The sequence below is a fragment of the Candidatus Thiodiazotropha sp. AKIB8 genome, assembly GCF_058244675.1.
This window is the reverse complement of record NZ_JBSYOO010000026.1, coordinates 129,530-154,681: the sequence shown is the minus strand read 5'-3', so window position 1 is coordinate 154,681 and position 25,152 is coordinate 129,530. Positions and strand designations below refer to the sequence as shown.

Here is a 25,152-nt window from a genome sequence, read left to right as displayed (position 1 = left end):
TTAGCGACCCCCATGGCTTGCTGCTGAGCCATCACTCTTTTTTGCCTGCATCTCTTTCAATGCACGTCGATATTCAACCGGCATGACCTTCACAAACTTCGGTAGCATGGTTTCCCAGTTATCCAGAACCCTTTTCGCTACTGCGGAGTTGGTGTAGTGCAAGTGGCGTTCAACCAGCTGTTTTAAACGCAAATCATCGTAACGGGTCATGTCATGGCTCAGATCCACCATGCCGTGCGTCTCCAGATCCCCACCCTGGTGATCCAGGTCTTCCAGGGCCTGATCCTCTGCCTCTATCGGCTCCAGTTCAACCTGAGCAAGGTTACAACGATCGCCGAAGTCCCCCTCCTCGTCGAGAACATAGGCAATACCCCCGGACATACCTGCTGCGAAGTTTCGACCGGTTGAACCCAGACAAACCACGACACCACCTGTCATATATTCACAGCCGTGGTCTCCCACGCCTTCGATAACCGCAGTGGCGCCAGAGTTACGCACACCAAAACGTTCACCACCGACACCGCGGAAATAGCACTCGCCTTTGATGGCACCGTACAACACGGTGTTACCCACAATGATGTTCTCTTCCGCTTTGCCGATAGCAGACTCTTCTGGTGGATAGATAACCAAACGTCCCCCGGAGAGACCCTTGCCGACATAGTCATTACCTTCACCGGCCAATTCGACAGTGATACCTTTTGCCAGCCAGGCGCCGAAGGATTGGCCTGCGGTCCCTTTGACCTTGATATAGATAGTGTCGTCAGTCAAACCGGCGAGACCATATTTCTCAGCAACCCGGCCAGAGAGCATGGCGCCGAATGTACGGTTGTAGTTGTGAATGTCGATATCGATCTTCACCGCCTCAGCTGACTCCAGAGCCGGCTTGGCCAGCTCTATGAGTTTCAGATCCATGGCTTTGTCGAGTCCATGATCCTGGGTTTCGCTGTTGAAAATAGCCACTCCATCAGCTGCCTCAGGTTTTTGCAGCAGACGGCTGTAATCGAGACCTTTGGCCTTCCAGTGGTTGATCGCTTTGCGCATATCCAGGCGATCACTCTGCCCGACCATCTCATTCCAGCTCTTAAAGCCGAGCTCTGCCATCAGGCGTCGAGCTTCTTCTGCTACAAAGAAGAAGTAGTTGATCACATGATCAGGCGTACCGGTAAAACGTTTACGCAATTCGGGGTCTTGGGTGGCAATACCAACAGGACAGGTATTGAGATGGCATTTGCGCATCATCAAACACCCTTCTGCGATCAGTGGTGCGGTTGCAAATCCGATCTCATCAGCACCTAACAGCGCTGCAATCACCACATCCCGGCCTGTTCTCATTCCGCCGTCAGCCTGAACTGCAATACGTCCACGCAGTCTGTTCAACACCAGGGTCTGATGTGTCTCTGCCAGACCGATCTCCCAGGGTGAGCCAGCATGTTTGATCGATGTGAGAGGACTCGCCCCGGTGCCACCATCATACCCAGAGATGGTGACGTGATCTGCATGGGCCTTTGATACCCCAGCTGCCACGGTACCCACACCCACCTCAGAGACAAGCTTGACTGATATACGCGCTTTTGGATTGACGTTTTTCAGATCGTGGATCAACTGAGCCAGATCCTCGATTGAGTAGATATCATGATGGGGCGGTGGCGAAATCAGACCCACGCCTGGTGTGGAGTGTCGCACCCGGGCAATCTGCTGATTGACTTTATGGCCAGGCAGTTGTCCACCTTCCCCTGGCTTTGCACCCTGTGCCATCTTGATCTGAATATCATCGGCGTTGACCAGATATTCAGTGGTGACGCCGAAACGTCCTGAGGCGACCTGCTTGATCGCAGATCGCTCGGGATTTCTTGATCCGTCCGGGAGCGGGTTGAACCTTTCAGGCTCCTCACCACCTTCACCGGTGTTGGACTTGCCACCGATCTGATTCATCGCTTTGGCCAGCGTTGAATGGGCTTCGTAAGAGATTGAACCAAAGGACATCGCCCCAGTTGCGAAACGCTTAACGATCTCACTCGCAGGCTCCACTTCATCCAATGACAATGGCTGATCAGCCCGTTTGAACTCAAAAAGCCCACGCAGTGTCAGCAGGATCTCATTCTGAGTGTTAACCGCATCGGCAAAAGTCTGGTAGGTATTCCAATCATTACTGCGCACAGCATGCTGCAGATTGGCAATGGTCTGAGGTGTCCAGTTATGGTCTTCACCCCGCAGTCGATAGGCATAATCCCCACCCACATCGAGATGCTTTTTATAGATCTGCTGATCGCCATAGGCCTTGTCATGCCACTTCACGGCTTCAGCTGCGACCTCACTCATTCCAGCGCCTTCAATGGTCGTTGTGGTACCGGTGAAGAAGTCATCCACAAACTGACTGGAAAGCCCTATGGCGTCAAAAATCTGCGCGCCACAGTAGGATTGATAGGTTGAGATGCCCATCTTCGACATCACCTTCTTCAGACCCTTGCCAATGGCTTTGATATAGCGATGTTGAGCATCCGGGAAGGACAGTGACTCTGGCAGATTGGGCAACAACGCCTGAATCGTATCGAAGGCCAGGTATGGGTTGACGGCCTCGGCACCATAGCCAGCCAATGTGGCAAAGTGGTGTATTTCCAATGCGCCACCTGTTTCCAGTACCAGACCGGATTCGGTGCGCAACCCTTTTCGGATCAGATGGTGGTGTATCGCTGAAGTGGCTAATAGAGCAGGAATGCCTACGTTGTCTGCATCCACTTTACGATCGGAGAGGATGAGGATGTTGTAGCCCTCTCTGACTTTATTTTCCGCCAGCTCACAGAGAACCTTCAACGCAGGCTTCATGCCTTTGGCGCCATTTTTTATCGGATAGATGATATCCAGGGTTTTGGTACGGAAGGCACCACCGGTATTGTCCTCAATGTGGCGTATGCGTTCCAGATCCTCGTTGGTAAGCACGGGCTGACTGACCTCGAGGCGCATATGTTCGCCTGCATCAGCCAGATTCAGCAGATTGGGCCTGGGCCCGATCAGGCTTACCAGAGACATCACCAGCTCCTCACGAATCGGATCGATCGGTGGGTTGGTCACCTGGGCAAAATTCTGTTTGAAGTAAGTTGAGAGATGCTTCGCTCTCAGTGACAACACAGAGGGCGGATTGTCCGCGCCCATCGAACCGGTTGCCTCCTGTCCTGTCAGTACCATCGGTGTCAGCAGGAACTTGATATCCTCCTGGCTGTATCCGAAAGCCTGTTGGGCATCCAGCAGATCTTCATCGTTAGGTGCCATTGGCGCTACATCTGAAGGGAGTGAATCCATGTGGATCTGGGTCTGATCAAGCCAGTCCTGATAGGGTTGTGCCTTGGAGAGTTCAGATTTTATCTCGGCGTCGTCAATGATCCGCCCCTGATCCAGATCGATAAGAAACATCTTTCCGGGTTGCAGACGCCACTTTTTAACAATCTTCTCTTCCGGTATGTCCAATACACCCATTTCCGAACCCATCACCACCAAGTCATCTTCGGTGATCAGATAGCGGGCAGGGCGCAGACCATTGCGATCCAGGGTCGCACCAATTTGACGACCATCGGTAAAGGCAACAGCTGCCGGGCCATCCCAAGGCTCCATCAGCGCGGCATGATATTCATAAAAAGCGCGCCGCTGCTCATCCATCTGTTTGTTGCCACCCCAGGCTTCTGGAATCAGCATCATCATCGCCTGAGCAAGGCTATAACCGCCCGCCACCAAGAGCTCCAAAGCATTGTCGAAGCAAGCTGAGTCGGACTGACCCTCTGGAATCAATGGCCAGATCTTCTCAAGATCATCTCCCAGCACATCGGAAGCCATGGAGTTTTTGCGTGCCCGCATCCAGTTGACATTGCCGCGCAGTGTGTTGATCTCGCCGTTATGGGCAATCATGCGGAACGGGTGGGCAAGATCCCAGGTCGGAAAGGTATTGGTGGAGAAGCGTTGATGCACCAGAGCCAAGGCTGAAACCATCCGCTCATCCTTAAGATCCAGGTAGTAATCGCCCACCTGATCAGCCAGCAACATACCCTTGTAGACCACTGTTCTGGATGAAAAAGAGGTGAAGTAGAAGTCACTGCTACCCTCCATTTCAGACTGTTCGATCTTGTTTTCTATCTGTTTGCGAATAACAAACAGCTTACGCTCGAAGGCATCCTGATCTGCACACTCCTCTCCACGCCCAACAAAAATCTGTTTAATCACAGGTTCCGTGGGAATGACACTGTAGCCAAGATCGGTGTTACTCACAGGCACATCACGCCAGCCAAGTAGCTTTTGTCCTTCCGATGCTATAAAAGATTCGATGATCTCTTCAGCCGCTGTGCGGCTGCCGCTGTTTTGCGGCAAAAAGGCCATACCAATGGCGTAATCACCACTCTCCGGCAGATCGAAATCTATCTCAGCACGAAAAAAGGCATCCGGAATCTGAAGCAGAATTCCAGCACCATCCCCAGCTTTGGGATCCGCGCCTACAGCACCACGATGGGTAAGCCGCTCCAGTATTTCCAACCCCTGTCGGACTGTTTCATAGCTTTTAACCCCTTTGATATTGGCAACAAAGCCGACACCACAGGCATCGTGTTCATTTGCGGGATCATAGAGTCCCTGTTTTGGTGGTAAAGCACCATGGCTCATTTCACAAACCTCATTTTGCCCGCCCTTGGCGGATACCAATCACGCCAAAGGTCATGCATATAACCTAAAATAAGGAAGTCACAACGGCGAATTAAGCCGCCAAGTGTCACAGAACCTTGCAGGATACTTGAGAAATGCCTCTCAATCTAGAGCCTGAGGCTTTTTTCATTAATCCAACAGATTCACTATCCTAAAAAAACCGCTATTCGGACTCTTAGATTACACCTTCATGGCGCTGAAATACCCTGCCGCATACCATGGCAATCTGGAATCCAAACCCGCAAAGCAGTGAATTGTTGAGTTCAGCACTATCAGCCACCCGGCGGGCCGGTCAGAGATGAGAAAGTTCTCGCCCAAACGCCACTTTTTTGTACCGCCAGCGGAAGTTGTGTTTGTGCCTTCAATGCCTGCTCCCGACTTTCAAAGCTGCCCCAGACAAGTGCATACCAAGGCAAGCCTTTTCTTTGCGTTTTCACTGTAAACACTTGATTGACGAGGTTATTTAACTTAATGAACCGTGAAAGCGAGGCGATATTTTCAACAGCTATTAATTGAAGCGTATAGTTTTGAGGTGGCTGTTCATGCGCCCACTCCATGGACAGGGTAAGCTGATCTTTTTGTACCGGTTTTGTCGGTGTCTCTATAGGCGGTAGAGTCACCTCGGCCAAATTTTCAGTCGCTTTACTCTCTATCTGGGATGGAATTTCATCTGCTATTTCTGGCTCCACCGCTTCAGCAGCCAGGCCAACAACTTCTGTAGATTCTGGGGACTGAGCGCCACTCACAGCACCTGCATCTGGCTCTTCGACAGGAGTCACCTGCTCTGCTAGACGTATCTCTTCTGCCGCCACTTGCAGCGACTCTTCTTCCGCCTCAGGGATATCGATGGTTTGCGGTGGCAGATCCTCAGCCAGGGGCGACTCTATCGGTACCGGATCGATTACCGGCTCCTCTACCAGAGTTTCAACTGCCTTATTACTTGCGAGATCCACATCTCCAACCGGAGTTTCAGGTAGTGAGGGTAGCAAATCAGCGCCAGAGTCGCTCTCAGCTTGGGTATCGACAAGCTCAGCTTGTGCAGTTGTGTCTACTTCATCTGGCTGTTGCGCATCATTACTGCTAACGGCTTCCTCTGGTGATGGCAGGACAATCTGACTGCTTTCCTGCCCTGTGACAGCTGCGGTTGGGTTCTGCTCTACCTCAGACGGGTCAAACAGTGAGTTGATCGGACCCTGAAACAGTAGCAGTATCAGAATAATGGAGAGAATGGGTACGCCAATCGTGACAAGCTGCTTTCTGTAAACACTGAGAAAAGGCTGACTTGCGCTGCCTAGTTGTCCAATCTCATTCAGGATTTCATTTGCTAACCGCCCCGGAACCCCTCCTGTCTCCCGATGTAACCGGCTTAATTTTGTCTCATCCAGGTAAAATTGCTCAGACAACCCCTCACTCTTCAATACAAAGTGCATGAAGCCAGTTGCCTCCTGCAGAGTCAGTGCAGGCATGTCGATGGCCTGTATCGCTTGTGGCGTCATCACCTGCAGCTGAGGTGTTGAAAGCAGCAGATCAATCTGCTCATCAGCGAACAGGACGATACTGACCAATCTTGCACCTTCCACCTGACGCTCAAACAGACGCAGCAGGGTCATCAGGCTGGTTGGCGGAAGCATTTGCGCATCGTCAATCAGTAAGACGGGAACCCGACCTCTTTTCCTCAAAACCTCAAAGCGATCAGCGAGACGCTGCATCAGGTCTCCTGCAATATCAGGCAAGCCACTACAACGCGCAATAAATGCAAGTAGACGCTCAGGCTGCAAGGTTGGTTCAGCAGAAAAATGGCATACAACCCAATTCTCCGGCGCTGACTGCTGGAGTCTGGATGCTAAAAGAGATTTGCCAATACCCGCCGGCCCTCTGACCAACGGCACCAGCTCACTGTTCTCGATTAGATGACGAACGAGATCGAGGTGAGCGCTAACTTCTGGTGTAGAAAAGAACTCATTGGAATCAGACACTATTGTCCCCGCAAAAAAATGAGATCAATTAGAATAATGCACTAAGGTTTGCTCTAACAACTCTCTATCGAAATCATCAGTGACCAAAGATTGGCCGATTTCTTTAAGAAGAACAAGCCTCAACTGTCCATCCACAACTTTTTTATCAACTGCCATCAATTCAAGAAAGCGTGCTGGTGTCAGTTCTCTAGGTGGATTCACAGGCAACTTAGCCCGCTCTATGAGACGAATCGTACGATCAAACGACTGCTGTGAAAACCAGCCGAGTCTAAGGGATAGATCGGCGGCCATACACATCCCTGTTCCTACAGCTTCACCATGCAGCCACTCTCCATAGCCCATTCCAGTTTCTATAGCATGCCCAAAGGTATGACCCAGATTAAGCAATGCACGCTGACCGGCCTCTTTTTCGTCAGCCTCAACAACATCAGCCTTACATCGGCATGAGACCTGAATGGCATGGGCCAATAAAGCTGGATCTCGTGCCAGCAGGCCATCCATGTTCTCTTCAAGCCAACTGAAAAACGGCTCATCGACGATCAGTCCATACTTGATTATCTCAGCCAAACCCGATGAAAACTGCCTGTCATCAAGGGTTTTCAATGTCGCGGTGTCTGCCAGCACCAACCGAGGCTGATAGAAGGCGCCAACCATATTTTTTCCCAGCTTATGATTTACACCCGTCTTACCCCCGACAGAAGAGTCGACCTGGGCTAACAGCGTCGTTGGCACCTGAATAAAATGAATACCACGTTGATAGGTTGCCGCAGCGAAACCGGTCATATCGCCAATCACGCCGCCACCCAAAGCGATGAGCGTGGATTGACGGGTGAAGCGATGCTCAAGCAAAGCAGTATAAATACGATTCACCATATCCAGGGTTTTATACTGTTCACCATCAGGCAGAATAGAGGTCGCCACCTCATAGTCAGCCAGTGCATCAATGGTTTTCTGCAGATAGAGCGGTGCTACTGTTTCATTGCTCACCACCATAACCTGACGCCCTGGAATCGCTTCTCGGTAGTGGTCTCTGTCGGCATAGAGACCTTCGCCAATGAAAATTGGATAACTTCTGTCGCCTAAATCGACATCCAATCGTTTTTCATAGTTACTCAAGGCTTAAATCCTACGAATTAAGTGAAATGATCTGTTTACGTATATCCTGAACCACGGCCTGGGTGTTCCTGCCCTCAGTACTGACCAATATATCAGAGGTCTGTCGATAGAGAGGATCCCGTTCCTCCATCAGTGATTTCAATTTCGACTTGGGGTCATCAGTCTGAAGCAGCGGACGATTCTTATCTCTGTGGGTTCTCTCATACTGCTGCTCTACAGTACAGTGCAGATAGATCACTAAACCCCTTGATGACAAGACTTTACGATTCTCCTCGTTGGTCACTGCCCCACCACCAGTCGCCAGAACAATCCCGTCTCTTGCCGTTAATTCGTTGATCACCTCTTGTTCACGTAAGCGAAAGCCCTTTTCTCCTTCAAACTCAAATATGGTTGGAATATCAACACCCGTTCGGCGCTGTATTTCCTGATCGGAGTCGATAAACTCCTTTCGGAAATATTCGGCCAGCTGTCGTCCGACAGTGGTCTTTCCAGCTCCCATGGGGCCGATTAGAAATAGGTTTTGAACATGCATACAATCATTGATAAACCGAAGTGACAGAAGAGTAATGATCAACTTATACAGCACATTAGGCCGCACAGAAAAGGATTATTCGCTTAGTTAGCAAGATTCCTGAGACAAGCTGGCAAAGAATCAGTGCTGAACAGGTATATTCTACAAAAAAAAAGGCGCGCCTTTCAGGCGCGCCTTACTCATGATATCTGAGAACGAGCTAACGAACTGTAAGGGTCTCCTTGAGGATTTTCGGTGTTACGAAAATCAGCAGTTCGTTATTGTCGTCAACCTGCTCGTTACGTCTGAACAGCACACCTGCGTATGGGATGTCGCCGAAGAAAGGTACTTTCTCCGTGCTCTTGGTTTTGTTTCTCTCAAAAACACCACCCAATACAACAGTCTCCCCGTTATCCACAAGTACTGTAGTCTCGATCTTACGTGTATCGATAGGAGGAACGCCTAAAATTGAACGTGTGTAATCAGGATTGTCCTTGTTGATGACAAGGTCCATTCTGATTCTGTCGTCAGGGGTGATATGAGGCGTCACATCAAGCTTCAACAGCGCCTCTTTAAAGGCAATTATCGTCGCTCCACTTGAGGTTGCTTGCTGGTATGGTATTTCAACACCCTGCTTAATAGAGGCTTGGGTCTGATCAGAGGTAATCACTCGAGGGCTTGAAATCAATTCGCCCCGACCTTCTGTCTGCATTGCCGTCAGCTCCAACTGCAGCAGATAGCTCCCAACCTTGCCCACCAAAAAGTTCAATCCGCCGGAAGCTGAGTTGACCGGTAAATTCACCATCAGGGCTTCCCGGTCGTGATCATTAGTGTCTTCACCATTATTCTCGATACCAGGGGCAATACCGGCTGAGTTATCCAGATGGCCTGGCAAAGCGCCTGCGGTCAGAGTGAAATTATCGTCGAAAGAGCCATCGAAATTTGCACCGAAACGTACACCTAAGTCCTTGGCAAAATCGTTGTTGGCAATCACAATTCGTGACTCAATGAGCACCTGCCTGACAGGGATATCCAGCTTCTGCAGCAGGCGGCGGATATCTTCCAGTTTCGCAGCTGTATCCTGAATCAAGAGTGTATTAGTTCGAACATCAACGGTTACATTGCCCCTTTCAGAGAGAAGTCTGTTCTCTTCCGATTTCAGCAATTCAGCTAAATCCTCAGCCTTGGCGTAGTTAACCTGAATGAAATCGGAGCGAAGCGGCGCCAGCTCTTCAATTTTCTGTTGAGACTCCAGCTCGAGCTGTTCCCGTGCCGCCACCTCTTCAGTCGGCGCCACCATAATCACATTATCGATCTGACGTTTGGTCAAGCCCTTTGATTTGAGGATGATATCGAGGGCCTGGTCCCAGGGTACATTTTTCAGCCTCAGTGTGATCCGGCCATCCACAGTGTCACTGGTCACCAGGTTCAAGCCGGTAAAATCTGCCAGCAATTGAAGCACAGCACGTACCTCGATATCCTGAAAGTTCAGTGACAACCTGTCTCCGGTAAAAACCAGTCTCTCTTTAAGTAGGTCATCTTTCTCCTGCTTGGAGAGTGAACGAACCTCTACTGCAAAGACTTCGTTTGCCTGATAGGCAAGATAGTCATATTCACCGGTAGGGGTAATTTCGATGACAACATTTTCACCAACAGGTTTGGTTTCGATCTTGCTTACCGAAGTAGCAAAATCCATCACATCTAAAGATTGTAAAAGGGAACTATCTATAGAAGCTTTGAAAACCTCCATGATGATTTTTCCGCCAACTTCGCGCACATCAATCGGAATTGATGGATTGCCCAAAGTTACCAGAACACGTCCCTCACCTGCCTCACCACGACGAAAATCGACATTAGCGATATCGAATGACTGCGCAGAAGTCGCTGAGTCTTGTGTCTCATCATAAGAAGTCATACTGGAGGCCGCCTGAACTGGCTCCTCCATTAAACTGGCACTTGAACCAATACCCTGATTGCTCACATCAAGGGTGATCAATACATTGGAATCAATGACTTCTGTTTTATAACCCACCATCGCAGAAAGGTTGATCACTATTCGAGTTCTGTTACCAGCCTCCAGTGCAGTGATGCTGTGTGCCGGGCCAACACCAATCAGCTTGGTTTTGTAACCCAGGGAGCTACTAACATCGGAAAAGTCGAAAGATATTCGAGCAGGGTTTTCAGTGACGAAACTCGCCGGCTCATCGACAGCCCCTGACATCCCCAAAGTAATCTGAACCCTGTCTCCAGGTAGCGCGGAAAAATCTATCGCCTGCAGGGAAGGCCCGGCCATTGCCGCGAGGGGCAAGCCCCACAAAATCAACAGAAACATCAACCCGTTAACTCGGTGCGTTAAGCCACGAACCAGTCCAGATTGTTCCATCCCACAGTGTCTGAGTGCCATTGGCAAACCCCTCATCTCGAAATCCTCTTGACTATTCCGCCAACGCTAGCGAAGCCTGACGCTCAATGTAACCACCAGAACCATCCTGGACGATTTCGTTCAATTCGATTCTGTCTTCAGTAATCAGCATGATACGGCCATGGTTCTGGCCCATATAGTTGCCATTCTTTACCTTATGCACCGTACCCTCTTTGGTCTTCACAAGACCCCAAGCAACTCCGGTCTGCTCCAAGGTTCCAACCATACGGATCGAATCTAGCGGAAAACCTTCCAACTCTTCCTTGCGACGATTGATATCGGGCCGCAGTCCGTTACCAGTAACACTGGTTGCCTCCGCCTGTTCACCCGACATATCAACGAATGGGTTGCGGCGACCCGCTTCAGTGTAGAGAAAGGTTTCAATCTGCCTGATCTCAGGCAGGGGTTCAATCCGTGCAGGAGGCGCCGATTTCTGATCAGCTACATAATTTCTCAACTCATCCAGATTAGGGTTTGCGCAGCCAAAGATCATTAGCATGGGCAACAAAGGGATCAGCAATCTGCATTTTTGCAGCATAATACTCATGCTCACTCTCCCTCCTCTTCATCAAGATAGCGGTAGGTCTTGGCCGTTGCTTCCAGCATCAGTTCGGAACTAGCCGATTTTGGATCGCCCCGCTTAATCTTGATGTCATGAATGGTGACGATGCGCGGCAGCGCGGCCAGTCCACTGATAAAATTACCGAACTCGTGGTATTTACCATTTACAATGATCTGTATCGGCAACTCAGCGTAAAACTCTTTTGGTACTTCTTCTAGCGGCTTGAAGAGTTCAAACTCAAGTCCCGATGCCAAACCGGTCTGTGACACATCCACCAATAATTCGGCGACTTCTGTCTTATCCGGCAGCTGCCTCAACATGGTACCAAAAGACTGCTTCATCTCTTCCAGCTGCTGGCGGTAGGCATCCAGATTTGAAGCTTTCGCCTGTTTGGTCTCAAACTCCTTGCGTAAGGTCTGCTCTTTACTCTGTACAGCTTCGAGACCAATGAGCTGATCTTCGATAATCAGGTAGTAACCTGCTGCAATCACAATCACTGCAACAAGCACCACAACAACAGCCTTAACCGGTGTTGGCCAAATACCTATGTTATTCAGGTCTAGTTCATTGAGATCTTCAAAATTCATTCTTCCACCTCCACATTCTGGGAGGCTTGCTTAACCGTGAGCTTGAAGTGGCTGTAACCCGTTCCGGTCTTCTCTTTGCTCTCGATAAAATCCAGTGTTGGATTATCCAGCCACTCAGAGCTATCGATATTTCGCATCAAGGAAGAGACCCGGGCATTGGATTGAGCCTGCCCTTTAAAAGCAACTTTATTACCTGACTGCTCAATCTCATCGAGATAGACCCCATCGGGCAGAGTTGACACAACCTCATCAAACAGATGTACGATCTGTGGCCGACTACTCTGCAACTCTTGAATGATGTTCATTCTGGCCAGTAGATTTTGTTTGGTCTTATCCAGATCACGAATTTCGCTAATCTGCTTTTCAACCGCCTTGATCTCTTGCTTCAGGTAGTTGTTTCGCTGATCTTGCGCCTCTATTTGAGACTGGATGATGCTGTGAACACCATATACAGCAAAAGCGGATAGGAGCGCCCCTGCCAGGACCATCATCCCAAACTCTTTCTGGCGCTCTTTACGTTCAGCTTCCCGCCATGGGAGTAAGTTAATGCGCGCCATCAGTCGAAACTCCTCAGTGCGAGACCACAGGCAATCATTAATGCGGGAGCATCAGCACTCAACGCCTGTGGTTTTACCCTGGATGAAACCGACATGTTAGCGAACGGATTCGCCACCGATGCCGGGGTTCCCAACTTCTCTTCCACTAAATCATCAATACCCGGTATGGATGAACTGCCGCCAGCCAGGATAATATGATCCACGCTGTTGTAGGCACTGGAGGAGAAGAAAAACTGAAGTGATCGGCTAACCTGCTGTGCCATCGCCTCTTTGAAAGGCTCCAACACTTCAGGGATGTAGTTATCAGGAAGACCACCCTGACGTTTAGCCATACCAGCCTCTTCAATTGAGAGTCCGTAGCGTCTCTGAATCTCTTCAGTCAGCTGACGGCCACCAAAATTCTGTTCACGTGTGTAGATGATCTTATTGTTGTGGAGTACATTCAGTGTCGTTGTCGTAGCACCGATGTCAGCAATGGCGATGGTCTGATCCTCACCATGCTCGGGAAGCTGATCCAGTAACTGGGAGCAGGCATTCTCCATCGCGTAAGCTTCAACATCCACAATATTGCCAGTAAGACCTGCGATATCCAAAGCTTCAACCCGATCATCCACGTTTTCGCTACGGGAAGCAGCCAGTAACACATCCACCAACTCCGGATTTTTCTCCGAAGGCCCGATCACCTCGAAATCGAGATTGACCTCTTCCAATGGGTAGGGGATGTACTGATCCGCTTCTAACTGGATTTGGCTCTCCAGCTCTTGATCAGACAGGGAGGCAGGCATGGAAATTACTTTCGTAATGACTGCCGACCCTGAAACGGCTACAGCAGCATGCTTTGCCTTCGAGCCGGAACGCCGGACCGCAGCACGTATCGCTTCGCCAACAGCATCAACTTCAGCGATGTTCTTTTCAACGACAGCATTGCCAGGGAGTGGCTCCACGCCATAAGCTTCGACACGATAGGTCGAACCGGTGCGCCCAGTAGCTTGCGACAACTCCAGCAGCTTAACTGCCGTAGAACTGATGTCGATGCCTATTAAAGGCGGCTTTTTTCTTCCGAATAGTGACATGCGGTTTACCCAAACGATCCTTATGCCGCAGAACTTAACTAGGATTCTCTTTAACTAGAGTAAGTAACTATATAGCAGCAAATGATTTTTTTGTGAAGACATTTTTTCACAAATGAGCTGAAAAAGCTCGCATTTTATTTGCTAGACTATCTGACTTTGCATGGAAACCATTCTGTTCCCTCCGGATCAACCAATTCTGTGAACCAGCGCATGAAGTCGTTCTACAAACTCTCAAGATACCTCGTTTACTTCTTATTCGGCCTTTCGGCGATAGGTGCCATCGGTCTATATGGTACCTACCTCTACCTTGAACCCAAGTTGCCATCCATCGAAACACTCAAAGATGTGCATCTACAGGTCCCCCTTCGTATCTACAGCAGCGACCACCTGTTGATCGCAGAGTTTGGAGAAAAACGTCGCGAGCCTCTCGACTTTGACGAAGTTCCCCCACTCATGATCCAAGCCTTCCTGGCTGCTGAAGATGACCGCTTTTTCCAGCACCCTGGCGTGGACTATCACGGCATAATACGAGCAGCCGTTCAACTTCTCCTAACCGGTGAACGCCGGCAAGGTGGCAGCACCATTACGATGCAGGTCGCAAGGAATTTCTTCCTTAGCAGTGAGAAGACCTACACTCGTAAATTGAATGAGATATTTCTCTCCTTCAAGATAGAGCGTTTGCTCTCCAAAGAGGAGATACTCGAACTCTATCTCAACAAAATCTATCTCGGTCACCGTTCATATGGCGTGGGTGCCGCTGCTTTAGTCTATTACGGCCGGCCGGTTGAAAAACTTGAGCTTTCTGAAATCGCTATGATTGCCGGCCTGCCTAAAGCACCATCGCGACTTAACCCCCTTTCAAATCCTCAACGCGCATTGATTCGCCGTAATTATGTTCTACGCCGGATGCTGGATCTGGACTACATCAGTCAAGCTGAATACGAAGCTGCAAAGACAAGTCCAATCAGCGCTGAACCACATAATGCACCAAGTGAAATTGAGGCACCTTATGTGGCAGAAATGGCGCGGGCAGAAGCAGTTACGCGCTTTGGACAAGAAGCCTATACCAGAGGCTACACCATCACAACCACTATCGAAAGCCATCTTCAGGAGGCTGCTAACAGGGCATTGCGTGATGCAATTCAAAGCTATGATAAGCGCCATGGTTACCGGGGTAGTGCTGGATATTACGAAATCAGCGAGGAGACCGAAGAGGCGACATTGATCGAAAAACTCGCTGATCTGGCCGATGCAGCCGACTTAAAAAAGGGCATAGTGATCGCTGTAACTGAGAAGGAGATCACAGTTCTGTCAGCGCAGGGAGAGCACCTCACCATAGATTGGGCCGGTTTATCATGGGCTAGTGCCTATATCGACACTGAGCGTAAACAGACAGAACCCAAACAGGCAGCTGAGATAGTTAAGCCTGGTGACATGGTCTATCTCTATAGCGAACTGAATGAGGATGGATTACCCTACTGGCGGCTTGCCCAGATACCTAAAGTATCTGGCGCCATGGTTTCACTATTTCCAAATAACGGTGCAGTTAAGGCCTTAGTTGGCGGCTATGACTTCTACCTCAGCAAATTCAACAGGGTCACGCAGGCAAAACGCCAGCCAGGCTCTGGTTTCAAACCCTTTATCTACTCATCTGCACTGGAAGCTGGCTTCAACCCTGCCAGTATTATTAACGATGCCCCTGTGGTCTTTGACGACGAAGGCCTGGAGGCTGCATGGCGACCTGAGAACTACAGCGGAAAATTCTTTGGCCCGACACGTCTCAGATACGCCTTGACTCATTCGCGAAACCTGGTCTCTATACGACTACTGAGAAAGATAGGTATCAAGCAGGCTATCAACTACGCAAGCCGCTTCGGATTCGATAAAAAACAGTTACCGCATGATCTATCTCTTGCATTGGGGAGTGGTGCAGTCACCCCTCTGGCTATGAGCGAAGGGTATAGCGTGCTTGCAAATGGCGGCTTTTATGTCTCATCGCATATTATAGAATCTATACGAGATGATCAGAGTGAGCTCCTATATCAAGCCAACCCTCTGCAGATATGCGACGAAGCTATGGAACAGGCCGCAGCTGAAGCGGCTGATCAGATATCAATAAACGATCCAGAGTCGGAAATCACAGAGCAAGCCGAGCCGATAACTCCCCGCTGCGCCGCGCAAGCCATATCCCAACAGAACCATTATCTGATGCACTCCATGCTGCGTGATGTGATTCAACTTGGCACAGCCCGGAAGGCCCGTGCACTTGGAAGAAAAGATATCGCAGGTAAAACAGGCACCACCAATGACCAGAAAGATGCCTGGTTCAACGGCTTTAATCACTATCTGGTGACCACTGCCTGGATTGGGTTTGACGATGTTTCCCCACTTGGCAGAGGTGAAGTGGGTGGTCGTGCCGCACTACCCGCCTGGATCGACTATATGAAGGTAGCACTCAATGGCATAGAGGAGCGTATCCCTGACATGCCTTCAGATATGATCACCATGCGCATCGATTCTGAAACCGGCCAACCAGTCGGAGTTGGTCACCCCAGAGCAATGTTTGAAGTTTTCGAAGTTGGCAAAGCACCTGCTCAAACGAAGCAAAACTCCAACAGCAATACGCAACAGGAGCAGAGGAGAGGAAGCGTAAAAGCCATTGAGGATCCGTTCTGATATCGATGACCTCGGGCGAATCGCGATGAACTTTCAATCAAAGAAATGGCCAATGCTATAGAAACATGCTACGAATAGTCGGCGAGTGAGGATATCTCAAATCCAAAAAATTAATCGATGTAAATAGGCTATCCAGTCCGGCAGACAACACACTTCGGTAAATACTCCTATGACCAACGGCAAACGACTTCTACAAAAACGCATTGCCTACGAGGCCGCACGCATACTGACTGAATTACGTTCCGATAATATTGCCTACGCATGTCGAAAAGCTGCAGCTAAACTTGGCGTTACCCGGCAGCAGATGATGCCGAACAGGGAGGAGGTGGAATTTGCCCTTCAGGAACAGCAACGTCTGATTCTGGGTCATCAGCAACCTGATGCTTTACAGCTGTTGCGTGAAAACGCACTTGAGGCGATGCAGGCGTTGAAGACCTTTCATCCACATTTGGTTGGACCGGTACTTCGCGGCACTGCAGACAGTAACAGCCGGATAGAATTACATCTCCATGCCGAGACGCCAGAAGAGGTACTCTTCACCCTTAGCGACCTGCATATTCCATGGCAAGAGAAACAGCGAAACCTGCATTTCAGCGATGGCAGCCATGAGACAATACCCTGCTTTACCTTCTCAGCCGACGAGATACAGTTTTTATTGGTTGTATTTCCTAACGACAGCCGTCATAAACGCCCATTGGACTCTTTTGACAACCGCCCCTACGAGGGGATTAACCTTAAGCAGCTGAGAGATTTGCTGGCGAAGGAACAGGCAATGGATGAGCCATTGCCTGAGAACCGTGCCTTGATCTGAGCCATAGTTGCCTATCGCTTATCCATCGGCACATAGTCTCGCCGCGGATAGCCTTTGTAGATTTGACGGGGACGGCCGATCTTCTGCCTTGGGTCATCCATCATCTCCAACCAGTGCGCAACCCAGCCAACCGTTCTGGCAATTGCGAACATAACTGTGAACATATTGTTAGGTATACCGAGTGCCCGGTAGATGATGCCGGAGTAGAAATCCACATTCGGATAGAGTTTGCGTTCGATGAAATACTCATCATTAAGCGCGATCTCCTCCAGACGCTGGGCTAACTCGAACATCGGATTGCTGTCGTCAGCAAGACGCTCAAGTACCTGATGACAGACTTCTCTTATGATGCCGGCACGTGGATCATATTTTTTATAGACGCGATGACCGAATCCCATCAAGCGGAAACCATCATCCTTGTCTTTCGCTTTGGCCAGATATTTATCGATTTGTGATACATCGCCAATCTCATTCAACATATCCAGAACCGCTTCGTTGGCACCACCATGGGCAGGCCCCCACAAAGAGGCAATACCTGCAGCAATACAGGCAAAGGGGTTAGCCAGCGAGCTACCAGCAAGCCTGACTGTTGAAGTACTGGCATTCTGCTCATGGTCCGCATGCAGAATGAAAAGCAGATTGAGCGCCTTCTCAGCAACTGGATCCAATTCATACGGTTCACAAGGGGTGGCATACATCATGTGCAGCAAGTTCGCACAATAGGAGAGGTCATTGCGTGGATACATGATCGGCTCGCCAATATTGTGTTTGAAGCTGGCGGCAGCAATGGTGGGCATCTTTGCGATCAGACGATGGGCAGCCACTTGTCTCTGCTCAGGATCATTGATATCCAGTGAATCGTGGTAGAAAGCAGACAAGGAGCCAACAACCCCAACCATGATCGCCATAGGGTGAGCGTCATAGTGGAAACCGCCAAAAAAGTGCTTCAAAGTCTCGTTCAGCATTGTATGACGACTGATCAAACTGTTGAAATCAACCAATTCGCTTTTCGTGGGAAGCTCACCATTCAAGAGCAGATATGCTGTCTCCAGGAAATCTCCGCCATCAGCGAGCTGCTCAATGGGATAACCTCGATATTCAAGGATACCCACCTCACCCTGGATAAAAGTGATTTTACTGTTACAGCTTGCCGTGGACATAAAGCCCGGATCGTAGGTAAAAACACCTGCATCACTATAGAGCGAAGAGACGTCAATTGCCGGTGGACCCTGTACCGACTCCCGAACCGGTAGCTTGATTGACACACCGGTCTCATCATTGGTCAAGGTATAAGTTTTTTGATTATCCGCCATGGTGAACTCCGTAAATTACCGCAAACCAACCCGCTGCACGACACGATATGCCGATTTAGCTAAAAAGGCCAGTCACAGTGAAAACAGGCATAACCCTGTGAATTGATTATTTATTTTTACTGCCCATGGTAGGGGTAGGAGCTATAATGTTGACTGAACACATTCAGAGATTCAAGCTTTGCAAGTGACGCGGGGGCTCCTGTCACTTAGTAAAATCACCTTAATGCGAGCAGAAAACCGCTACAGGTATAATCTCCATACTCCTCATATAATATTTTTATAAGGCCCCAAATTATAACTTAAAGCCATGCTGAAACATCAACAAGTTTATGTAAATGATAACTATTGGGTTTTACAGCAAATAGTCTGCAGGCAACACCATCACCCCTGAATAGTCACCAGAAAACAGCAGAACATCTCCGATCCGGCCCAAAAAGGTTCTATCTTTGTGGCAAGCTGTTAATCCAGAATCGCTCTCGCCCTGGCACCTACAAAGTGACCGGATCACTAAAAAAGCGGGCCGAAGCTTCATTGGCAGGCCTCAATTGATCGAACCAAGTCGCCCTTTCATCATATTTTGCGAAAAAAGGCTGCTGAACCCAAGAGGGGTCTCTCGCCTGAATGAATCGCAGCACGAATACCTTTTCGCCATCGACCTCAGCAACACCCTGAATCTCAACCTTGCCTGGGGCTGCACTCATACTGGGACCACGAGCGGTGCGACCAAGACCTGAGACCTTCTGCATCGCTTCTCTGTAGATTTCCCAGGCCTTATACAGCGGCACTTCAAAATAGCGTCTTGCGCCAGTATCTCGCTCAACGAACTGGTAGTAGGGAATAACCCCCAGCTTAACCTGTTCATTCCACATTCTCACCCAGTCATCAGCCTGATCATTGATATGCGCCAGCAGGGGACCCTGACTCCTTATTTCAGCACCCGTCGCCCTCAAGCGACGAATCGCGGCTCTTGCGATGTCCGTATCCAACTCACGCCAGTGGTTATAGTGCGCCATGATGGCGACATGTTTCCCCGCCAGAACCAGATGATGTATCAGCTCGATCAACTCATCTGCATCACTATCGGTAATAAAGCGTTGAGGCCAGAAGCTAAGCGCCTTGGTACCAATCCTCAGCGATTGAATATGACTGAACTGTGGGTGCAGTAAGGGCTCAAGATAGCTCTTCAACTGACGACTCTTCATCACCATTGGATCGCCACCAGTCACCAGCAAATCGGTTACTTCGGTGTGTTCCCGAAGATAGCTGTATAGACGCTCAGACTCAGTGGTGGCCATCCGCAAAGATTTATCACCGACAAACTGAGCCCAACGAAAACAGAAGCTGCAGTAACTGTGGCAAGTTTGACCCTGGCTGGGGAAAAACAGCACAGTCTCGCGATACTTGTGCTGCAAGCCCGGAACAGGTTCACCTGACTCATCGCGGGGTATGTTCTCACCCAGCTGACCCGCAGGATGAGGATTAAGTTCTGCTCGAATCGAATCAGCTAATACTCGCAGGGCCTTCTTATCCACGCCAGAGCGTATTGCCAAAGCCATGCGATTGAAGTGTGCCTCTGAAAGCATACCTTTCTGCGGAAATATGAGCTGAAAAATTGGATCCTCAGGCACACAGCTCCAGTCTATAAGCTCTTCGATCACATAGGCATTAATCCTGAAGGGTAATACCGACGAGACGACCTTCATCTCAAAAAGCAACTCACTTGGAAGCTGCTTCAATTGTTCGATTTTATCGAAATCTCGAGCAGTAAATACCTTGAATTGCTGTGGTGCGTCTTCAAACTCAACTTTGTGTAGCAAAGTTCGAGTCATTGACGATTGTTGTGACATATTCGGCTCCAGGTCTTCCGCCTAACCTACGCAAAGGTCTCAGATGACTTAACAGCCAGCTGAGTTGCACCCGATAGATCAAGTTAAGTAGCTGTGGCAGATGACAAATTCATCGCCTAAAGTCTCAGCGAAAGATAAAGTTAGCGATTAACAGGCTCTTTTTTATGATTAACACTACTGTTTTGAGCTGCATTCACCTTGAGAAATGTTTTCGGTGAAACAGTAGCTATGTCCCTAAATCGAAGAAATTTTCCACCCCTCAGCAAATCCCTTTCATGTAGGAAGGAGGGCGCATACCCTAACAAACAATAGTCATCGGAGCAAAACAGTAGCGCACAGCCTCCGGCATAAAAAAACCCATCTCACCGAAATTAGCGTCATTTTAAAGCAATTAGCCTCTATATCATAAAACATAGATATACATTACGTTAAACAATACTTGATTACATAAGCATTAAAAACTATATATATTGTCTTGACTGCTATGTTAGACAAATAATTGCCAGCAACCTGTTTAGACACCAAATAACGAATATGGACACTTATTGTGCAAAGCACTATAAATTTTTTTCGCTACCATCCATAATTCAGCTTATGGACTCATAATTAAAAACAGATAGCCGACAGACCATCCACCAAGGCAACGATATGAACCTACACGAATACCAAGCTAAATCACTATTTGCCAACTACGGCATACCCGTTCCTCAGGGGCAGGCGGTTTCAAGCCCGAGTGAAGCCCGTGCCGCCGCACAGGAACTTGGAGGCGACCTTTGGGTAATCAAAGCCCAGGCCCATACCGGCGGACGTGGTAAGGCAGGCGGCGTACAACTGGCCCGCACCCTTGATGAAGTAGAGCAGATGGCTGGAGAGATTCTCGGCATGACACTGGTCACCAATCAGACCGGTCCAGAGGGATTGCCAGTCAACAGTGTTCTGGTGGAGGAGGGGAGTAACATCGACAGAGAGCTCTATCTCGGCGCTCTGCTTGACCGGTCACGTTCCCGTATCGCATTCATGGCCTCTGCCGCCGGCGGCATGAACATTGAAGAAGTCGCCGCCAATACCCCGGAGAAGATCCTCACCACAGTGATTAACCCAGCCACCGGCATGCTCCCCTATCAATGCCGCAAACTGGCTTTTGGCTTAGGCCTTACCGGGGATCAGATTAAACAGTTTTCGAAAATTATGATGGCGCTTTATCGACTCTATATCGACAAAGATATCAGCCTGATCGAAATCAACCCACTGATAATCACCACTGACGGAAAACTCATTGCTTTGGATGCAAAAATCAATCTGGACAGTAACGCCCTCTATCGTCACCAGGATCTGGTTGCCCTGCGAGATATATCTCAGGAGGACGAAAAAGAGGCCGCAGCCGCGAAGCATGACCTCAACTATATAACCCTGGACGGCAGTATCGGCTGTATGGTCAATGGAGCCGGCCTGGCAATGGCTACTATGGATATGGTTAAGCTTCACGGTGGGGAACCGGCAAACTTCCTCGATGTGGGTGGTGGCACTACGGCCGAAAGAGTCACTGAAGCATTTAAACTCATTCTCTCTGACGACAAAGTCAAAACAGTATTGGTGAACATCTTTGGTGGCATTGTTCGTTGCGACCTCATCGCTGAAGGCATTATCACCGCAGCACGTAGCATCGGCGTACCGGTTCCAGTGGTTGTCAGGCTTGAGGGAACCAATGCAACAGAGGGCCTCGAAATGCTCTCTTCGAGCGGTCTGGACTTCATTACCGCCAATGACTTCACCGAGGCCGCTAAAAAGGCCGTCTCGGCCGCCGCTTGAAACCACCAGCTGACAGGAAAAAAGAGACATGAGCATTCTCGTAGACAATAACACCCGCGTCATCTGCCAAGGCTTTACCGGCAAGCAGGGTACCTTCCACTCTGAACAGGCAATCGCCTACGGCACCAATCTGACTGGTGGTGTCACCCCGGGAAAAGGAGGGCAGTCCCATCTCGACCGCCCTGTTTTCGATACAGTCCATGATGCTGTGGCAAATACGGGGGCTGATGCCAGCATGATCTATGTTCCTCCGCCATTTGCTGCCGACGCAATCATCGAAGCAGCGGACGCAGGTATCAAGGTTATCGCCTGCATCACTGAAGGCATACCCATCCTTGATATGCTGAAGGTCAAAGAGGCGTTGAAAACCTACCCATCCCGACTCATAGGACCCAACTGTCCCGGCATCATTACACCAGGCGCATGCAAAATCGGCATTATGCCTGGCTCGATTCATCTACCAGGCAGAGTCGGGGTTATGTCACGCTCCGGCACCTTGACCTATGAAGCGGTTCATCAGACCACCCAGGCCGGACTGGGTCAAAGCACCTGCGTCGGACTCGGAGGCGATCCGATCAATGGCACCAGTTTCATCGATTGCCTCAAACTCTTTGAAGATGATGAGCAGACTGATGGCATTATTATGGTTGGCGAGATCGGCGGCTCTGCCGAAGAGGAGGCAGCCGAGTACATCAAACAGCATGTGAAAAAGCCGGTAGTCGCCTATATCGCTGGAGTCACGGCACCTCCGGGTAAACGCATGGGACACGCTGGCGCAATCATCAGCGGCGGAAAGGGTACAGCTGAGGCCAAGTTTCAGGCTCTGGAATCTGCAGGGGCACATGTGGTTCGCTCCCCCGCCGAGATGGGTAGGCGCATGGCGGAACTGCTCGATTGAACGTTACAGGATCCATGATGAAAAAAGCCAATCTGACCAAACCAATCAAGAGCCCTTATCTGATACCCCTCGACGGGTCTTTAAAGTTAAAAGATCTCTCCACCCAACCTCCCGATGACGCCCCAGGAAAAAAGGACTGTAAAAAAAATCTAGCGAATGAGGTCGAGGCACTCAATGAACTGCAGCGACAACTCTATGCCGAGGATCGGCGTTCGCTGCTGATTCTATTCCAGGCGATGGATGCCGCAGGAAAAGACAGCACAATCCGGGCAGTGATGACAGGCATCGATCCCAGCGGCTGTCAGGTATTTTCATTCAAGCAGCCCTCCAAACTCGAGTTGGATCATGATTTTTTATGGCGCACCACACGCTGCCTGCCAGAGCGTGGTCGTATTGGCATTTTCAACAGAAGCTATTATGAAGAGACCCTGGTAGTGCGGGTTCATCCTGACTATTTAGACTCCCAGCGCATACCAATTCCGTCAAATCTGGATGATCTTTGGCAACAGCGTTTTGACTCGATTCGCCAATTTGAAAAACATTTAGCCCTGAATGGCACCGTGGTCATCAAATTCTGGCTCAATGTCAGTAAAGACGAACAGCGCAGGCGCTTTCTCTCACGTCTTAACGAACCACACAAACATTGGAAATTTTCAGTCAAGGACGTTGAAGAGCGGCAACACTGGAAAACCTATATGAAGGCATATCATGAGACCCTGACTGCCACATCAAAACCCGGAGCGCCCTGGTATGCCATCCCGGCTGATAACAAACCCTATATGCGCTGGCAGGTAGCACGAATTATCCGCAAAACCCTGGAGTCTATGGCCCCTCAATACCCTGAAGTAGATCAACAGGAGTCGGGGCGATTCGAAGAGATGCGCCAACTGCTCAGCCAGGAAGACTCATAAGGCAACCCAATCAAGTTATCAGGCGCTGATCAGGCGCCACTATAGCGGATCTACCAGTGTGGGCGCATAATAGGGTGGTTGCCCACTCTCCTCTTCAGCAGCCTCACGAAGAGGACGGTAATTGATGAAGCAAGATGCAAGGAAGAGATTTTTTTAAACCAATGTCGATAAACTGACAGCCATCTGGAAAAACCATGACCCGTTGGATTCCCCTACTCACCACCATCGGCCTGATCATATCTCTCCCAGTTAGCGCCGATCGATTCTCCGAAACCCGAAGCAACCGCCAGAATGCGGCTACCACCTGCAACGACTATCGGGTTAATAATCGATTACCCTGCTTTGTTTCCCGCAACCGATGCCCTAACGGCTTTGAGGTATTAGAGCGCTTTGACAGTGGGCCTGGTACAGAATTTGTTGCCTGCCGAGACTTAAGACATGAACGTCCAGCCACCGTTAACAGAGCTACAACTGTCAGCAGCAGCAAACGCCTATTGTCGCAGCAGTTCAACCGACTGGTACGCCTGGCCCAAAATAGTCAGGTTGGGAAGACTTACCACCTGCCTAAATCGACCCAAAAAATACTGACCACCTATTTCTCTCAGATCAGTCTCGATAGGATCACTATCCACCAGAGCAAGGCGATAGAGACAGGCTGCTTCAACGACTGTCAGAGGATCTACTGCTCGCTCAAGGAACCGGTCGAAAATTGGATCAAGCCAAACAGGGGGCAGATTGCATCCAGCCTGTTACATCAGGTAGCCCACGCTGAGCGCTGTGATATTCAAGGTGGAAGGGAGAGATTTATAACAAACTGGCTAGATAACCTACCCGATGAGGTCATCAACAGTCTGGAGCAAGGCACCCCATTCGACGCCTCGAATATTCACTACGAGAACTACATAGAGCGACATGCACAGAATCGCACTGAAAGTGTTTGCCGCCGTATTCACTGCTCCAAAGAGTGACATGCATTGGCGTCACAAGCTATTGACCCTTAAATGAATCTGCTTGAAGCCACAACCCTCTACTGTCCCTATTGCGGTGAGATGAATGAGATTTTGGTTGACCGCAGCGAGACAGAGCAATCCTACATTGAGGATTGCTCTGTCTGTTGTCGTCCTATGGCGCTTCAACCTAAAAAGATCAGTTGGGCAGCGTGAAGTGTGCGTTTGTGGTGGTGCAGGGCAAGGCGCAACGACGCGGAATAGCCCGCTATTCCAAGGAGTTGCAACGCCGCTATGCGCCGCCACAAGCGTGCAATTCATGCTGTAGCGTGATTCACCCAACAGGTGACCATCTGCATCGAAGCTATTTTCAACAAAATCAGTAACCTGCTATTAGAATGGAGCGGTCAACTGATTTTTTTAGGTTCAAATCAACTGTGGTCCCGAAATCAAACT

At 49.6% G+C, this 25,152-nt stretch carries 19 protein-coding genes; 8 read left to right on the top strand and 11 right to left on the bottom strand.

Annotated elements, in window-relative coordinates:
- The 9 genes from gltB to AC4IFB_RS05325 form a co-directional block, all read right to left on the bottom strand.
- Positions 1-4,641, bottom strand: coding sequence for a glutamate synthase large subunit (gene gltB, locus AC4IFB_RS05365; protein ID WP_490779586.1), 4,641 nt, complete (start codon positions 4,639-4,641; stop codon positions 1-3).
- Positions 4,642-4,952: 311 nt separating this feature from the next.
- Entirely contained in the window at positions 4,953-6,656 is a 1,704-nt protein-coding gene (locus AC4IFB_RS05360; protein ID WP_490779585.1) for an AAA family ATPase, read from the bottom strand.
- 24 nt (positions 6,657-6,680) lie between these two features.
- Positions 6,681-7,772 carry a 3-dehydroquinate synthase gene (aroB, locus tag AC4IFB_RS05355; protein ID WP_490777753.1) on the bottom strand — a complete coding sequence of 364 codons (1,092 nt, stop codon included), beginning with the start codon at positions 7,770-7,772 and terminating at the stop codon, positions 6,681-6,683.
- 10 nt (positions 7,773-7,782) lie between these two features.
- Positions 7,783-8,304 (bottom strand): shikimate kinase AroK, encoded by a 522-nt coding sequence (aroK, locus tag AC4IFB_RS05350; protein ID WP_490777752.1) that lies wholly within the window; start codon positions 8,302-8,304, stop codon positions 7,783-7,785.
- Between the two features lie 199 nt (positions 8,305-8,503).
- Positions 8,504-10,687 carry a type IV pilus secretin PilQ gene (locus AC4IFB_RS05345; protein WP_490779584.1) on the bottom strand — a complete coding sequence of 728 codons (2,184 nt, stop codon included), beginning with the start codon at positions 10,685-10,687 and terminating at the stop codon, positions 8,504-8,506.
- A gap of 31 nt (positions 10,688-10,718) precedes the next feature.
- Entirely contained in the window at positions 10,719-11,252 is a 534-nt protein-coding gene (locus AC4IFB_RS05340) for a pilus assembly protein PilP (protein ID WP_490779583.1), read from the bottom strand.
- Between the two features lie 2 nt (positions 11,253-11,254).
- Positions 11,255-11,854: a type IV pilus inner membrane component PilO gene (locus tag AC4IFB_RS05335; RefSeq protein WP_490779582.1), complete on the bottom strand. Its 600-nt coding sequence runs from the start codon at positions 11,852-11,854 to the stop codon at positions 11,255-11,257.
- Positions 11,851-12,411, bottom strand: a complete 561-nt coding sequence (locus AC4IFB_RS05330) for a PilN domain-containing protein (RefSeq protein WP_490779581.1) — start codon at positions 12,409-12,411, stop codon at positions 11,851-11,853. The genes AC4IFB_RS05335 and AC4IFB_RS05330 overlap by 4 nt, the downstream gene beginning before the upstream one ends.
- Complete coding sequence (locus tag AC4IFB_RS05325; RefSeq protein WP_490777748.1) at positions 12,411-13,484, bottom strand: pilus assembly protein PilM; 1,074 nt, start codon at positions 13,482-13,484, stop codon at positions 12,411-12,413. Before AC4IFB_RS05325 ends, AC4IFB_RS05330 begins: the two co-directional genes overlap by 1 nt.
- 210 nt (positions 13,485-13,694) lie before the next feature.
- On the opposite strand from AC4IFB_RS05325, the gene AC4IFB_RS05320 reads away from it, so the two are divergent.
- Both AC4IFB_RS05320 and AC4IFB_RS05315 read left to right on the top strand, forming a co-directional pair.
- Positions 13,695-16,160 carry a penicillin-binding protein 1A gene (locus AC4IFB_RS05320; protein ID WP_490779580.1) on the top strand — a complete coding sequence of 822 codons (2,466 nt, stop codon included), beginning with the start codon at positions 13,695-13,697 and terminating at the stop codon, positions 16,158-16,160.
- A gap of 169 nt (positions 16,161-16,329) precedes the next feature.
- Positions 16,330-16,971: a hypothetical protein gene (locus AC4IFB_RS05315; RefSeq protein ID WP_490777746.1), complete on the top strand. Its 642-nt coding sequence runs from the start codon at positions 16,330-16,332 to the stop codon at positions 16,969-16,971.
- Positions 16,972-16,982: 11 nt separating this feature from the next.
- Here the strand turns inward: AC4IFB_RS05315 and AC4IFB_RS05310 are convergent, their stop codons facing one another.
- Together AC4IFB_RS05310 and AC4IFB_RS05305 are read right to left on the bottom strand one after the other, a co-directional pair.
- Complete coding sequence (locus AC4IFB_RS05310; RefSeq protein ID WP_490777745.1) at positions 16,983-18,284, bottom strand: citrate synthase; 1,302 nt, start codon at positions 18,282-18,284, stop codon at positions 16,983-16,985.
- 488 nt (positions 18,285-18,772) lie between these two features.
- On the bottom strand, positions 18,773-20,113 hold the full coding sequence (locus AC4IFB_RS05305; RefSeq protein WP_490779603.1) for a KamA family radical SAM protein: 1,341 nt from the start codon (positions 20,111-20,113) through the stop codon (positions 18,773-18,775).
- A gap of 666 nt (positions 20,114-20,779) precedes the next feature.
- Between AC4IFB_RS05305 and sucC the strand changes: the two genes are divergently transcribed.
- The 6 genes from sucC (at position 20,780) to AC4IFB_RS05275 (ending at position 25,082) form a co-directional block, all read left to right on the top strand.
- The gene (gene sucC / locus AC4IFB_RS05300; RefSeq protein ID WP_490779579.1) at positions 20,780-21,940 is read left to right on the top strand and encodes an ADP-forming succinate--CoA ligase subunit beta; all 1,161 of its coding nucleotides are present in this window, start codon (positions 20,780-20,782) and stop codon (positions 21,938-21,940) included.
- A gap of 28 nt (positions 21,941-21,968) precedes the next feature.
- Positions 21,969-22,838 carry a succinate--CoA ligase subunit alpha gene (gene sucD / locus AC4IFB_RS05295; RefSeq protein ID WP_490777743.1) on the top strand — a complete coding sequence of 290 codons (870 nt, stop codon included), beginning with the start codon at positions 21,969-21,971 and terminating at the stop codon, positions 22,836-22,838.
- Between the two features lie 17 nt (positions 22,839-22,855).
- Entirely contained in the window at positions 22,856-23,749 is an 894-nt protein-coding gene (locus AC4IFB_RS05290; protein ID WP_490779578.1) for a PPK2 family polyphosphate kinase, read from the top strand.
- Positions 23,750-23,943: 194 nt separating this feature from the next.
- Positions 23,944-24,717 (top strand): hypothetical protein, encoded by a 774-nt coding sequence (locus AC4IFB_RS05285; RefSeq protein WP_490777740.1) that lies wholly within the window; start codon positions 23,944-23,946, stop codon positions 24,715-24,717.
- A gap of 33 nt (positions 24,718-24,750) precedes the next feature.
- Complete coding sequence (locus tag AC4IFB_RS05280) at positions 24,751-24,912, top strand: CPXCG motif-containing cysteine-rich protein (RefSeq protein WP_490777739.1); 162 nt, start codon at positions 24,751-24,753, stop codon at positions 24,910-24,912.
- Complete coding sequence (locus AC4IFB_RS05275) at positions 24,909-25,082, top strand: hypothetical protein (protein ID WP_490779577.1); 174 nt, start codon at positions 24,909-24,911, stop codon at positions 25,080-25,082. The genes AC4IFB_RS05280 and AC4IFB_RS05275 overlap by 4 nt, the downstream gene beginning before the upstream one ends.
- Positions 25,083-25,152 lie beyond the last annotated feature (70 nt).